General features: G+C 66.0%; 13 protein-coding genes and 1 pseudogene. 5 read left to right on the top strand and 9 right to left on the bottom strand.

Features of this window, described 5'->3' with window-relative positions:
* Positions 1-5 precede the first annotated feature (5 nt).
* The 3 genes from WA965_RS26940 to WA965_RS26930 form a co-directional block, all read right to left on the bottom strand.
* Positions 6-2,153: an adenylate/guanylate cyclase domain-containing protein gene (locus WA965_RS26940; protein WP_526297851.1), complete on the bottom strand. Its 2,148-nt coding sequence runs from the start codon at positions 2,151-2,153 to the stop codon at positions 6-8.
* A 43-nt stretch (positions 2,154-2,196) separates the two neighbouring features.
* A complete protein-coding gene (gene aqpZ / locus WA965_RS26935) occupies positions 2,197-2,982 on the bottom strand; it encodes an aquaporin Z (RefSeq protein WP_526297855.1) in 786 nt (261 codons plus the stop codon).
* 280 nt (positions 2,983-3,262) lie between these two features.
* On the bottom strand, positions 3,263-4,657 hold the full coding sequence (locus WA965_RS26930) for a hypothetical protein (protein WP_526297853.1): 1,395 nt from the start codon (positions 4,655-4,657) through the stop codon (positions 3,263-3,265).
* A gap of 439 nt (positions 4,658-5,096) precedes the next feature.
* Here WA965_RS26930 and WA965_RS26925 point away from each other — a divergent pair, with 439 nt between their 5' ends.
* The 4 genes from WA965_RS26925 (at position 5,097) to WA965_RS26910 (ending at position 9,105) form a co-directional block, all read left to right on the top strand.
* On the top strand, positions 5,097-5,495 hold the full coding sequence (locus WA965_RS26925; RefSeq protein ID WP_526301505.1) for a nuclear transport factor 2 family protein: 399 nt from the start codon (positions 5,097-5,099) through the stop codon (positions 5,493-5,495).
* Between the two features lie 136 nt (positions 5,496-5,631).
* On the top strand, positions 5,632-6,951 hold the full coding sequence (locus WA965_RS26920; RefSeq protein ID WP_526301507.1) for a glycosyltransferase: 1,320 nt from the start codon (positions 5,632-5,634) through the stop codon (positions 6,949-6,951).
* Positions 6,917-8,146, top strand: a complete 1,230-nt coding sequence (locus tag WA965_RS26915) for a glucosamine kinase (RefSeq protein ID WP_526301509.1) — start codon at positions 6,917-6,919, stop codon at positions 8,144-8,146. The genes WA965_RS26920 and WA965_RS26915 overlap by 35 nt, the downstream gene beginning before the upstream one ends.
* Entirely contained in the window at positions 8,143-9,105 is a 963-nt protein-coding gene (locus WA965_RS26910; protein ID WP_526301511.1) for an SIS domain-containing protein, read from the top strand. Before WA965_RS26915 ends, WA965_RS26910 begins: the two co-directional genes overlap by 4 nt.
* Here WA965_RS26910 and WA965_RS26905 read toward each other — a convergent pair whose 3' ends face one another.
* Positions 9,106-10,344: an ankyrin repeat domain-containing protein gene (locus tag WA965_RS26905; protein WP_526301513.1), complete on the bottom strand. Its 1,239-nt coding sequence runs from the start codon at positions 10,342-10,344 to the stop codon at positions 9,106-9,108.
* Between the two features lie 105 nt (positions 10,345-10,449).
* Between WA965_RS26905 and WA965_RS26900 the strand changes: the two genes are divergently transcribed.
* A complete protein-coding gene (locus WA965_RS26900) occupies positions 10,450-10,752 on the top strand; it encodes a hypothetical protein (protein WP_526301515.1) in 303 nt (100 codons plus the stop codon).
* Positions 10,753-10,760: 8 nt separating this feature from the next.
* On the opposite strand, the gene WA965_RS26895 is transcribed toward WA965_RS26900, so the two are convergent.
* The 5 genes and pseudogenes from WA965_RS26895 to WA965_RS26875 all read right to left on the bottom strand — a co-directional run.
* On the bottom strand, positions 10,761-11,531 hold the full coding sequence (locus WA965_RS26895) for an acyl-CoA thioesterase domain-containing protein (RefSeq protein WP_526301547.1): 771 nt from the start codon (positions 11,529-11,531) through the stop codon (positions 10,761-10,763).
* 45 nt (positions 11,532-11,576) lie between these two features.
* The gene (locus WA965_RS26890) at positions 11,577-12,278 is read right to left on the bottom strand and encodes an SDR family NAD(P)-dependent oxidoreductase (RefSeq protein ID WP_526301517.1); all 702 of its coding nucleotides are present in this window, start codon (positions 12,276-12,278) and stop codon (positions 11,577-11,579) included.
* A gap of 38 nt (positions 12,279-12,316) precedes the next feature.
* Complete coding sequence (locus WA965_RS26885; RefSeq protein WP_526301519.1) at positions 12,317-12,913, bottom strand: TetR/AcrR family transcriptional regulator; 597 nt, start codon at positions 12,911-12,913, stop codon at positions 12,317-12,319.
* A gap of 74 nt (positions 12,914-12,987) precedes the next feature.
* Positions 12,988-13,440: a phosphate-starvation-inducible PsiE family protein gene (locus WA965_RS26880; protein ID WP_526448232.1), complete on the bottom strand. Its 453-nt coding sequence runs from the start codon at positions 13,438-13,440 to the stop codon at positions 12,988-12,990.
* Positions 13,441-13,514: 74 nt separating this feature from the next.
* Positions 13,515-13,602, bottom strand: a pseudogene (locus WA965_RS26875) (TspO/MBR family protein); the annotation flags it as partial.

Here is a 13,602-nt window from a genome sequence, read left to right as displayed (position 1 = left end):
GGAGGTCACGAGCTGACCCGCCCGGGCAGCTGCAGGGACCACACCGGTTCGACGTCGTCGGCGCCGGGCATCGTTCCCGCGTCAGTGAAGCTGTGGAACGCAGTGAGACTGTTGTGCACCCGATCGCTGACGAACACGCCGGGTCGGTTGCTGGCGGCGTGGACACGGTGCGCCAGATCAACCGCCTCTCCCCACAGATCGTAGATTCTCGACCGTTGACCGATGAGTCCGCTGGAGACAGAACCGCTGTCGATCCCCACCCGGACCGCCAGTTCGGCACCGTGTTGATCGTTGAACAAGTCGATGATCTCGACGAGTTCGATGGCGAAGGCCACGGTGCGACTGGCGTGGTCGACGCGCGGGACCACCAGACCGCAGGTGGCCAGGAATCCGTTGTGCAAGCTGCGTACCCGCTCGATCCCGTGGTGTTCGGCAGCAGCGTCGAATGCCTCGATGAGGATGTTGAGCAGCCGGACGGATTCCTCTGACGACAGTGATCGCGCGAACTCTTTGAAGTTCAGCAGTTCGGCGTAGACGACGGACACATCCCGGTGATCGCCGCTGATGGTGGTCTCCCCGTCGCGGACCCGGCGGGCGACGGATTCGGGCATCAGCGAGGCGAGCAATTCGTCGTTCTCGCGACGCTGCTCTTCGATCAACTCCTGCTTCGTCTGCAAGCTGGCGCTCATGTCGTTGAATTCCGCAGCCAGGTCGCCGTATTCGTCTCGGGTGGTCACGGGGACGGTGACCCCGAGATCACCGCTGGTGACCCGGCGGACAGCAGCGGCCAGCCGGGTCAGGGGACGCGTCAGGAGGCGGCTCAAGATCAGCGCCAGAATGCACACCACCAGCACGATGCCGGCGATCGACAGGGCGATGTTGCGGGCGAAGGTGTTGACCGGTGCCAGAGCTTCGTCCTCGTCGATCTTGGCGACCAGGACCCAGTCCAATCCCGGAATATCCAAGGGCATATAGGCGACCAGCGACGTCGGACCGATGTAGTCCCTGTCGGTGGTCACCCCCGATTCCCCCGAACGCGCCCGGTTCACCGCGACCGTGTCGACGGGCTGTAGCAGCACACTGCCCCCGACCTCGACCTCGCGTTCGGCCACCTCCGTGGGAGTGCCGTTGGCGATGACGCCGGCCGCGTAGGCGTCAGGATTGGTGAGCAGTTCCCGCGACACGGACCGCATCAGTTTGTCGGGACCGGCGAGGTAGGTTTCACCGGTTGCGCCCAGGCCGTCTTCCTCCCAGCCTCTGTCACCGGTCATCACGTTGTTGATGCCGTCGAGTGGCAACTGCAGGGCCAACACACCGACGATGCTGCCGCCGCTGCCGATCGGCGACAGCACCCAGGGTGTGGGCTTGTCGTACGAGGGCGGGTAACGCTCGAAATCGGTGACGATCGTCTGATCCACCGACGTCGCCTGCAGGGTCTGTCGGTAGGCATCGGCCAGCAGCGACGTTCGGTACGGGCCGGTGAACAGGTTCGTGCCGAGATCCGCGCCCTTGTAGGCGGTGTAGACCACGTTGCCGTTGGTGTCGAGGATGACTGAATCCTCGAAGCCGAACCGGGTGGTGAGATCGGCAAAAAATCCCTGGTATCGGGCGTTCACGGCAGACCAGGCGCTCGGGTCACCGGCCGCCTGCATGGTCAGCGCGGCGTCGAAGTCACCGTCTGCGGGAACGCTGTAGGCGTTCTGCAGGTAGATCGCCGCGTTTCCGGTCGGCTCGAACAGCGTGGGGTCCGCGGGCTGGCCGGTCCGCTCGCTCAGCAGTGGCGCAAAAACGTCTTCGTAGTAGTCGGTGACCGCAGCGCGGGCCTCAGGCGGCGGCGGCGTGGCGTCGAGTTCTGCGAAGGCGGCACTGAAATCGCGGGCCGCGTTCACCGTGGTGGTTCCGTGGGTCACGATCGAGGCGGCGTCGGTGACCGTCCGGTAGTAGGCGGTGATCTCGCGGGCGCGCGATTCCCGCAATTGCGTCATCCTCTTGAACTCCGCATTGGTCAGCGACTCGGTGCCCGACGCATAACCGATCGCCCCCGCCACCAGCACCGAGACGACGCTGACCACCAGCAGGATGATGAGCAGTTTGGACTGAATACCGAGCGCACGCCGCGAACGCCGCGCAGTACCGTTCACTTGAGATGACACCGAGGGCCCCTCCCCTGGTCAGAACGCGCAGCGGTGGCCGCCGTCAGATGTCCGTGCCGGCCTCTGCGGTGTCGAGAGCGTCTTCGCGGACGGGACGTTCGGCGAGCGCCTCTCGCCGCCCGAATACCAACGGGTACAACACTCCAGCGATCGCTGCGCCGATCAGTGGCGCGAGCCAGAACACCCACAACTGGGCGGGCGCTCCGTCGGCGTTGAAGAATGCGACACCGGTGGAACGCGCAGGGTTGACCGAGGTATTCGAGATGGGAATGCTCACGAGGTGAATGAGCGTGAGGCATAAACCGATCGCTAATCCCGCGAAGCCTTTGGGCGCACGGTCTTCGGTGGCACCGAGAATGACCCAGAGGAATACCGCGGTCAAAACCACCTCGGCGATGATGACCGACCACAGCGAAAAACCACCGAGAGAAAGGTCGCCGAATCCATTCGCGGCCATATTGCCGACGGGATCAAAATCGGGCCGGCCGCTCGCGATGACAAAAATGGTCAAGCCGCCGAGAAGACCGCCGGCGACTTGGGAAAGCCAATACGGCAGCACCGCTTTCCACTCGATGCGGCCGGCGATCGCAGCGCCGAGAGTGACCGCGGGGTTGAAATGTCCGCCCGACACCGTTCCGAAGGCATACACGGCGGTGAGCACGGTCAGGCCGAAGGCCAGTGCGACGCCGAGGAATCCGATGCCCAGTGAGACCGCATCCGCGGTGACAAAAGACGCCGCGAATACCGCGCTCCCACAACCACCGAGAACCAACCAAAAGGTGCCGAATAGTTCGGCTGCAATCCGGTGGAGCATTGTCGGAACGGGCATCATGCCTCCTTGCAGTGATGAATCCCCGCAAACTGTGACATGCATTTGCGTTTCGTCACTGCTTTTACCGAGATTTACTGCAGGTGTGATGTCACCGAGATCAGCAATGTGAAAAGAATTCCGGCGAACCGATTCAATCGGCGGCACCACAATTCAGCAGCAATGGCGGCAACCGATGAGCGCCCGAACTCCGTTTCGGCCATCTACACAGACACCCTGCCGACACCAAATACCCTGTCCTGCAGGACAATCAGCATGCGAAAGGGGGCGAGAAGATTCTTCAGGCTGCGTGATCGCCGCGCACCAGGCGGAGCGCCCGCGGGCCTTCGGGACGAAGACCTCGCTGATGGAGCGCGACCAGAGACCCCGCCCGGACCACACCCATGGGACCGGGTCGTGCGAACCGCGCTATCCCGGCAACCCTGACCGCAAAGCCCGCCTTCGCCTGCCGGTAACCGACGCGGATCCCGGCCCCGAAGACAATGAGCAAGCCGGCGAGACCCGGAAGCGCGCCGGTGGCCAATGCCCACAGAGACAGCGGCAGCAGCATCGCACCGAACGCCCGATCGACGAGCGACTGGTGCTCGCCCAGTCGAGCCGACAGCGCTGCGGGAACCATCGGGGGTGGCGCCGAGTGAGCCATGAGCACCGTCGGTGTGAATCTTCCGAAGCCCGGGAGATCGCCGGTGTTGCCACTCAGCAGATCGGAGGTGATCGGGAGAAGCGGCGACGCAGGCTGCGGACCCGCGATCGGGGTGCTCCCTACGCCGAGGGGCGCCATCCGATGGTCGGAATGAGAACCCACCACTATCGGGTGCGGAACGGTGGCCCCGGCGCCGAGCATGGCGACGAGATCAGAGGGCAGATTCGCGATGGCGGTGGCAGACTCTCCCACCGACGTCAGCAGTGCCTCCAGCAGCGCGACCACGTCGGAGACCGGCGTCTGCGAGAAGGGCAGCGCAAAAACCACGGGGGGAATCGACGCCGCGGCACTCCCCAGGGTCACGACGACCGTGGTCATGGTTCTGACCACATGGAAGATCGGCGTCACCTCGCGTACTGCCGGCGACGAGGCCACCGCCTGCTCCTGGCTGACAGGTCCGTACGGGGTGGCTGAACCGGAACCCGCGCTGTTCGGCGAATCACTGCCGCCGGTCGAACCCCCGGCGCCTCCGGCTTCGGATGCATCCGATTCGGGGTCCACCGGCGTTTCGGCTTCGGGCACTTCCGGCACGTCCGACTCTGCGGGAGTCTCCGGCGCCACCGGATCCTCGGCCTCGGGTCCCCCGACTGCGACATCGTCGGACACGTCGTCGATCAGGTCGTCGGACACGTCGTCGTCGATCAGGTCGTCGGACACGTCATCGATGAGGTCGTCCGCGGTGCGCTTGTCCTCCCGGGACGGACCGAAGACACGATCCGGCCGCGAGTCGAAGGCGCTCGTGGCGCTGCGCACCACGTCACGCAGGGTGGTTCGGATGGATTCGCGATCGCTCGCGTCGGAATCCCTGTCAGTCGAGACCGACCCCTGGCCGGCGGTCTCCGAGGCACCTGAACTGCGCGATGAGGAATCCCCCGCGCCGGTGTCGGCCACCGCCACCGCACCGCCCGCGCCGCTGATGAGGAGAGCAGTCGAGAGCACTACTGCGCCGGTGGCACCGCTTACGCGCCGCATCACTGGACCTCCCCATACGCACCGGACTGGTATGCCTCGCCGAACTGTGAACAGCAATTGTCGCATAACGGGATGACAACGAGGGCCAATGTGGGAACAGGTCCAACTGACACCGATTGAGCAAAGCGATTTATCGACACATTTCACCTCGCGGCTTCGGCGCCGGCAGCGTAAATTCCGCTTCTACCTGCAACGCAACGTCCTTGCACCACGTTATCGAACGTCACGCCCGAATAGCGCGCCGGGTTCTTCGCAAATCCAAATTGCGAGGCCCGCAGATCAAAATCGGGACGCCGCGCGATAAGCCGGTGTCCTTCGGCGTCAGCTCGGGTCGAACGCCGCGCGCAACCGAGGGAGACGGCAGACCATCGGATCGCTCGCGATAACGTCGTCGCACGGGTCTGCGCGAGCCGGACCCCGACCAGACAAGAGGTGTGCGATGCATCCTTTCCGTGCGGCTGTCGAAGCACGCGACCACGCTGCGATCGAAACGTTGTTGGCCGACGGTGTCGTATTCACAAGCCCCGTCGCCTTCAAGCCCTACCCGGGCAAGCCTCTCACCGCCGCCATCCTGCGCGCGGTGATGCGCGTCTTCGAGGATTTCCGGTATGTCCGCGAGATCGCCGATGAGGGCGGCCGAGACCATGCCCTGGTCTTCGAGGCAACCGTGGACGGCAAGACGATCACCGGATGTGACTTCCTCCATGTCGACGACGACGGCCTGATCGACGACTTCATGGTGATGGTGCGCCCACTGTCGGGGGCGAAAGTGTTGGCCGAAGCGATGGGCGCCCAGTTCGAACGCATCCAGCGGGAGGCGCTCGAGTCGAGCCGGTGACGGGGCAGTCCTGCGGAACCCGTTGAACGTCTGAGAGTTCCATCCACAGCAGCTCCGTCGACAACTCATCACAGAGGGGTTGTCGGCAACCATCGCTGACCTGTCACCGCTGCAGGCGCCGCTGTACGTTCGGGTGATGGCTGCGCAGACCCCCTTGACGATCATGTTCTGGCCCGAATCGGCCTACGGACCGACAAACCAGTGCATCGGACTGGCATCGATACTGCGCGAGCGCGGCCACACAATCGTGTTCGCAGCCGAGAGTTCGTGGGCGGGAAAGCTCGAACCACTGGGATTCATCGAGGAACTCGTTGATCTGGCTGAACCGGCCGACGGCGCCGCCGACGAGGACCCGGGGAAGTTCTGGACCGACTTCATCGCCGAGACGTCGCCGGAGTTTCGGAAACCCACCATCGAGCAACTCGAGTCGTTCATCCAGCCGACGTATCAGGCACTCATCGACGGCGCCAAGTACTGCGAGCCGCGGCTGCGGCAGATCGTCGCCGAACACCGGCCCGACGTCATCGTCGAGGACAACGTGGTGTTGTTCCCCGCGCTGGTCACTGCGGGCGCACCGTTCGTGCGGATCGTCTCGTGTAGTCCGTTGGAGTTGCCCGGTGAGGATGTTCCGCCGCCATTCTCCGGGCTGCCCAGCTCCGACCGTGGCGACTGGGACGCCTACCGCGCCGAGTTCGCCCGCACCCACAGATCCATGTGGGCCGATTTTGATGCCTGGGTCCAAGAGCAGGGCGCGGCGCCACTGCCCGAACTGGAGTTCATGCCGCGCACCAACGCCGCCAACCTCTACGTCTACCCCGCCGAAGCGGACTACCTCGACGCGCGACCACTGGACGGCAGCTGGACGAGGATGGATTCCAGTGTGCGCGAAATCGATGAGGACTACGTCGTACCCACCGAAGTGGCGGATCGTCCGGACGGCAGCGCCCTGATCTACCTGTCGCTGGGCTCCCTCGGCGGCGCTGACGTGGGCCTCATGCAGCGTCTCGTGGATGTGCTGGGCACCTCGCGGCATCGCTTCATCGTCAGCAAGGGCCCGCAGGCCGATCGAATCACGTTGCCTGACAACATGGTCGGTGCCCAGATGCTGCCCCAGACCAAAGTCATCCCGCAGGTCGACCTGGTGATCTCGCACGGCGGCAACAACACCGTCACCGAAGCGCTGCACTTCGGCAAGCCGTTGATCGTCCTGCCGTTGTTCTGGGACCAGTACGAGAATGCGCAACGCATCAGCGAGCTCGGGCTCGGCGTACGCCTGGAGACCTACGGGTTCACCGACAGCGATCTGACCGACGCCGTCGACCGATTACTCGCCGATGCCGAGCTCCGGACGCGCCTGGACCGCCTCGGCGCGGCCGTGCGCGCGCGAGACGGGCTCCGGGTCGGAGCCGACGTCATCGAGCGTGCCGGCATCGAGCATCGAGCACCCGTTGGCTGACATCGTCGATGCACTCGATCTGGCACATGCCCGGTTGGCGATCATGAGCGATGCCGGCAGGCTGTCCGCGACGCCCCAGGTCGGGATGGCCGACGGACAGTGGCGGAAGGCTCTTCCGGGTGACGGTGCCGCCGAGGCACTCCTCGATCTTGTAGCAGGAGTGTCTGTTACGAGGCAGCTCGGACGATTCACCGTGCGGTCGTGGACCGAGATCACAGCTACCGGCGAACAACCGGTCGGCGTCGATCAGACCAACGAATCGGTGATCGTCGGCGACTCCGCAGTCGTCAAGTGGGCGACTCATCTGCAACAGGGGCCGCATCCGGCACCGCAGCGAATCAGTGCACTGCGCGACGCCGGATTCACCGGGATGCCCGTACCGTGGGGCCTGGTCACCTGGCAGCCTCCGGAGGGTGCGGAGACTCTCGTCGCCTACGCCGACGAGTATCTGCCCGGGGCGGTCGACGGCTGGACCTGGGCGGTCGACATGGTGACCTCCGCTGCCCTCGGCCACGACGCGGCAGCACTGAGCAACGCCGCTTCGGAGGTCGGAGCGCTGGTCGCGGACATGCACGCCGCGCTCTCGCCGACGGCGTCCATCGCATCCGAGAACGACGCGGCCCGGTGGCGCGACGACGCTCTGGAGGTACTCGATATCGCCTGTGCCCTCGGCGATTTCCCGAGTAGCACGGTTCTGCGTGACCGCCGCGATCAGGTGTCCTCCGAACTGGAGACAGTGGGGACGCTGGCGGGCACCACGGTGATCGACGGCCATGGCGACCTCCATGTAGGTCAGGTGTTGCACAGCGCGGGCCGATTTGTGGTCACCGATTTCGACGGCAACCCGGTACTGCCCGCGTCCGAGCGGATCCTGCCGGTTCCCGCGGTGGTCGACGTGGCCGGCATGGCTCAGTCGCTGGCCCACGTCGCGGTCGTCGCGCGCCGGTACACCCCCCTCGACGCCCGGGCGCTTTCCGACGCGGACGAATCGGCCCGTGGCACCTTCCTGGATGCCTATTTGCGGCGCCTCGCCGACCTCGGCCACACCGATCTGTATGACGGGCGCGCATTGCGCGCGTTTCGGATACAGCAGGCGATGCGCGAGATGATCTATGCGGCCAGGCATCTACCGCGATGGATGTACGTCCCCGACGCAGCGCTTCCTGGCCTCCTCGACGCGGAGACAGATTCGTGAAGCCCGAGGGATTCGCCGCCGACCTGCGCCGCAAGCCCGAGATGCTGCAGCGGCTCGCGAGATCACTGGCAGCAGAGAACCCTTGGGCTGCGGTGGTACCACCCGGCACCTCGCGGGTGGTCCTGCTCGGGATGGGATCTTCGGCCTACGCCGGAGCGGTGGCCGCCGCCCGGATGCGGGCACGAGGCCTGATGGCGGCATCGGAGCTGGGATCGTCGCGACTGCTCCCCTCCTGGGGCCCGGGGACGCTGGTGGTGGCGACATCGGCCAGCGGAGGTTCGGTCGAAACGCTCGACGCCCTGAGCCGGCTTCCCGACACGGTGACGACAGTCGCCCTCACCAATACGCCGGGCTCGGCCGTCACCTCGCGATGCGACGGCGTGGTCACGCTGGACGCGGACCCCGAGGTCGGTGGCGTCGCGTGCCGCAGCTATCAGCACACGCTCGCCTTGCTGCTCGCCCTGGAATGTCACCTGACGGGAACCGACACCGACACGTTGGCGGCCACGCTCGATTCGGCCGCCACGGCGAGCGCGCACCTGCTCGAATCCGAATCAGACTGGGGTCCTGATGTTTCCGAGCTGCTCCTCGGACCCACCGGCAGCCACTTCGCCGCGCCGGCGCATCGGCTGTGCTCGGCGCAGCAGGGTGCGCTGATGCTGCGCGAAGGACCCCGGCGGGGCGCCGTCGGGTGCGAGACCGGCGACTGGAGCCACGTCGATGTCTACCTGACCAAGACCACCGATTACCGACTGATGGTGTTCAGCGGTTCGCCGTGGGAACCGCAACTCGCCGAGTGGACCACTGCCCGAGGTACCACCGTGGTGGGTGTGGGCGGCGAGGTTCCCGGGGCCCGGTACACCGTGCGCTACCCCGCAGACTCCCAGGACGACGTCGCTCTGCTCACCGAGACGCTGGTACCCGAACTCGTCGCGGCCGGGGCGTGGCTGGGCGGTTGATCACTGCGGTGAACCCCCTGCACTGATCGACCGAAGGAGTTCGGCAGCCTCGCCCTGGAACGCGTGCTCGGCCCAACCCTGAGGCGTGGATGCGAACCGGGAGTCGATGGCGGACGGGTCGGCCCCGGCGTCCAACAGCCGTCGGATCCTGGGCAGGTCGCCGTCCCAGGCTGCATGGTGCAGTGCGGTCGCACCGTGCTCGTCGCGCGAGTTCGGCTCGTCGGGAACCGACGGCATCACCAACTCGGCACCGGACACGTCCACACCGTGGCGTGCCAGAAGATCGAGCCTGTCAGCGAAGCCGTGATCAGCGGCCCAGGCGACCTGGGTTCGCCACATCTGTGTCCGGGTAGGTATCGCCTCGCCGAGCCGACGTTCCCACGGGCTCTGACCCGCATCGGCCAGGCCGTACTCGAAGAGCAACTCCAGGTGCGAGTCGTCCGGTCGAAACATCCGGTTGTAGAGCGTCTGCTGGTCGACCGGGTGGGCACCCCACTCGAGCAGCAGCCTCGCCAGGTCGGGTGCGTGCGGGTGCTGGGGCTGGCGGCCCGGACCCTGCTCGCCCTCACCGAACACTCCTGTCAGGGCGGTGAACGGTGTGGACAATCCACACCACAGGTACCCGGCGTCGGGATCGGCACCGGCTTGAAGCAACAGTGTTGCGGCGGCAATCACCTGCTCCCGGGTTCGACCGAGGTCGACACGGGAGTAGCACAGGTACATCAGCGGCACCCAGCCGAACGGGCCGCCGTGCGTCATCGAGAGATCACGCTGGTCGGCGAGATGGCCGCTCAGCGACGTCGGATCAGCGGCCGCGGCAGCCGCCCAGATGTGCTGATCACCCAGATCAGCTGCCGCAGAGTATATCTCGGCAGCAGCGGCGCGCCGAGGTGGCGCGTCATCGTCGGTGTAGCGCAACACCGACAACGCGCAGAACCGGTCCGCCACGCAGAGAGCGGCATCGTCGATTCGGCGCGGATCGACGCTGAGATCCCCGGCGACATCGAGATAGTCGACGAGCGCGGGCCACCCGGAGAAGCCGTACCGACGGGCGATCGTCAGCTGCGCATCGAGCAGTGCGAAATGACCGATCTGTTGCAACACCTCGGCCGGCCCCGGATGGTATCGACGCACCATCTCGATGCCGCCAGGATCGGCATCGAGCACTCTTCGCTGCAGCGCGTGAGCCTGGTCGCGAAGGTCAGTCAACGAGGGGTTATCGGGCAGCGAGCTGGCCACGATCCTCCTCGGCGGACGTCTGCGGGTTCAGTTGCGAGTGTATGCGTCGCGCGGTCTGCGCCCATTCATCGAATCTGCGGAATCCCCGGCGGTACGATCCCGGTCGTGTGGGCATTGCGAGTGGTCGGATCTTTGGGGCTGTGTGTGGTGACCTTCGCGCTGTCGGCGCTGCCGCAGCCGATGGAGGCCGACGCCGATGTCTGCGGTTCGGTCGGAGGACGCCATGTGTCGGTGAACGCGTGCGGCAGCATCGCTGACGCCATCGCACCGTGGGCGCCTCCCCCGTCCGAGTACGTGCCACTGCCGGAGGATTACGAAGCCGCTCCGCCGCCACCACCGCCCCCTCCGCCGGACATCAGCGTCTGCGGGAACTTCGGTCGCCGCATCACCGTCAGCGGTTGCGTCTAGACGAACGCCTACTCGTAGTTGATACCCATGCGGAACTCCCGCGTCGAGAAGTCGATCTGCGCAGCAGAATTGGCGATCGCGGTGGTCGTCCCCGCTCCGAACGCCCCGAGGCTGTCGAACAGTGTCGCGGTCCCGACGGCGATGCCGTCGGCGGCCTGGTGCGAGTCCGCCTGGATACCGATCCACTCGTCGACCGGAAGGCGCGACAGCGCGACGGTCAGGTCGCCGTTGATGTAGCCCACCCCGGCACTGCCCAGGTTGGTCACCAGGCTCGTCGCCTCCGCCACGGTCGCCGCCCGGACGAACGGCGAGAGCCTCTCGCCGGTGACGACTCCGATGCCGTCGTTGTAGAAACGTTTCCGCGAGCCGTTCTGGTGCTCAGCCGGCGACCGTGTCCACCCGGCCTCGTCGCTGCCGACGTACGGCGAGATCGCACCGTCGGGTGACGGCGGTTCCGGGAAGCGGGCTTCCGACGTCCACAGCTCCCCCGGTACCGGCGCCGACGGCCGGTACTGCACCAGCATCGCCCGTGCTACCACACGTCCGTCCTGCACGACGTCGCCTTCTGCGACACGGACCCGGCGGCCGTCGCGAAGCACCCTGATGTCCAGCGTCGTGAGCGCGTTGCGTGCTGCGCGGAACAGGTCCACCGTCAACCGCGCGGGACGAAATTCAGCTGAGCCGCAATGCTTTTCGAGTCCGCGGGCAATCAGTCCGACGATCGCCGGGCCATTGAGGTGGTCGTCTCCCCAGTGACTCTGCGCAAAATTCGTCGGCATGAATCCGTCGCCGGCAGGGGTGAAGTGGCCCGGGTGCTCCGCCACTCAGGTGTTCCTGCCGCCGTTGACCCCGAGAATCTGTCCGGTGATGTAGCCGGCCTCCTCGGAGACCAGGAACGCGCACGCCGCGGCGATGTCCTCGGGCCGTCCGATCCGGCGCACCGGCGTCGCATCGATTGTCGCCTGCACGTCACCCAGTAGACCTCGCGACTCGGCACCGCGCAGCATCGGGGTGTCGATGAATCCCGGTGGCACGGCGTTGACGGTGATTCCGGCGGGGCCGTACTCTAGCGCGAGTGACTTCGTCAGCCCGTTGACCGCGGACTTGGCCGCCACATAGTGCGCCATGTACGGCGTCCCCGAATGGGTGCTCGACGACGAGATGTTGACGATGCGGCCCCAGCCCGCCTCGATCATGCCGGGCAACACCGATTGCACGCAGTGGAAGACGCCGTTGAGATTCACGTCGACCACGCGCTGCCACTCGGCGAAGGTGATGTCGGTGAAGCGCTTGAACCCGTCCAGGCCCGCGGCATTCACCAGAATCGTGACGGGTCCCAGCTGCGCAGCGATCGCAGCGAAGACCGCTTCGATCTGTGCTCGATCGGTCACATCGGCGACGTGGGCGAATTCGTCGTCAGACGGAGTGAGATCGATGGTCGCCACATGGTGGCCATCTGCCCGCAGCCGCTCGACCACCGCGCGCCCGATCCCTGAACCGCCTCCGGTCACTACCGCACTCTTCATTCCACATTCCTTTCCCGGCACCATGCCGGTGATGCTCGTCACGGGCGTCGTGGCGCCCGCACACCCAGAGTTCGTCGTCCCGCCTCGATGAGGTAGGACCGAAGTGCCTCGTCGCCGACCTTCGCCGATATGGGGCCGGTCGCCGCCGCCGCCATACCGGCAAACACCATGGCCGCCTTGACCTTTCCGGCCGGCCCCGGATCAACATCGGCGAGGAGCGACAACTGACGCTCGATGAGTTGCGTCCAATCGCCGCGCTGCTCCAGCGCGGCGGCGACGCTGGGGTCGGCGGCGAGCACCCCCACCAGGCCACGGTTGCGTACAGCGAGGGCGGCATATCCGGTCAACATCTCGTCTGCCCTGGCGGAGGCGGAGCGCTTGTTCTCCGCCGCGTCCACGACCATCGCGAGTTCCTCCAGCAATGGTTCCAGCACTGCCAGCAGGAGTTGCTCGCGGCTCCGGAAATGATGGTAGATGGCCGCTTTGGTGAAACCGATGTCGTCGGCGATCATCTGAAGCGAGGTGCCGGCGTAGCTGTTGCGGGTGAACAGTCGCACGGCGACGTCGATCAGCCGGGCTCGGGTGTCCGTCGCCCGATGGTCGGTGGCCGCGGCGGACTCCACAGCTGCTCCCATCGTCAGATGCCTTTACGTTCGTAAAGTACGTTACTAGCCGATCGTAAAGCAAGTTGCGACGCTCGCCGGGTCCGTCACTTCGAAGACGAGGCCTCCTCGGCAACCACGGGTTCCGCAGCGTCGCGCCCACCGCGTCGCCCGCGCAGGATGACCGCGGAGACGGCCAGGATCAGCACCACCCCGGCGAGCACGCCGATCTCCACCACAGCCCGTGCGAAGTTCGGGCCGTTGTCCAGCAGGGTGGCCGCTTCGACCGACAACACGACGATCTCCTTGATTCCGGCGAGGATGCCGACGATCAGGAACGGTTCGACCGCGATCTCGTGGGATCGCAGCGACGTGCGGACCGCGTACAGCAATTCGACGAAGATGAACACGAGCAGCAGTCCGTCGAGAACCTCGAGCATCACGGTGTTGACGGGTGTGTTGCGCAATCGCAGCATCGTGTTGAACTGGCTGACCAGCAGGGCGCCGGAACCGGCGATCAGCATCACCGCGATCGCCCAGTAGATAGTGTCCTCGACCACGCTGAGGAAACGGTCGGCGAGGCGCTGCCGCTCCTCTTCCTGTCCTTCTTCCGAGTTCGCCACCTGACTCTTACTCAACGATTCAGCTGCCAGATCCGCGTCGACAGCACCGTCGCGAACGCACACCACACGGGATACGCCGCCAGCGCCGCACCCGCGGGC

Source organism: Mycobacterium sp. (genome assembly GCF_049683935.1).
Lineage (GTDB): Bacteria > Actinomycetota > Actinomycetes > Mycobacteriales > Mycobacteriaceae > Mycobacterium.
Note: the sequence above shows the minus strand (reverse complement) of the source record. Positions and strands in the feature narration are given on the sequence as shown.

What these genes read in the sequence shown, in the direction of transcription:
- WA965_RS26930 (WP_526297853.1), bottom strand. Translation starts at nt 4,657, where the DNA reads ATGCGGCGCGTAAGCGGTGCCACCGGCGCAGTAGTGCTCTCGACTGCT.
- WA965_RS26890 (WP_526301517.1), bottom strand. Translation starts at nt 12,278, where the DNA reads ATGAAGAGTGCGGTAGTGACCGGAGGCGGTTCAGGGATCGGGCGCGCG.
- aqpZ (WP_526297855.1), bottom strand. Translation starts at nt 2,982, where the DNA reads ATGCCCGTTCCGACAATGCTCCACCGGATTGCAGCCGAACTATTCGGC.
- WA965_RS26895 (WP_526301547.1), bottom strand. Translation starts at nt 11,531, where the DNA reads ATGCCGACGAATTTTGCGCAGAGTCACTGGGGAGACGACCACCTCAAT.
- WA965_RS26885 (WP_526301519.1), bottom strand. Translation starts at nt 12,913, where the DNA reads ATGGGAGCAGCTGTGGAGTCCGCCGCGGCCACCGACCATCGGGCGACG.
- WA965_RS26925 (WP_526301505.1), top strand. Translation starts at nt 5,097, where the DNA reads ATGCATCCTTTCCGTGCGGCTGTCGAAGCACGCGACCACGCTGCGATC.
- WA965_RS26920 (WP_526301507.1), top strand. Translation starts at nt 5,632, where the DNA reads ATGGCTGCGCAGACCCCCTTGACGATCATGTTCTGGCCCGAATCGGCC.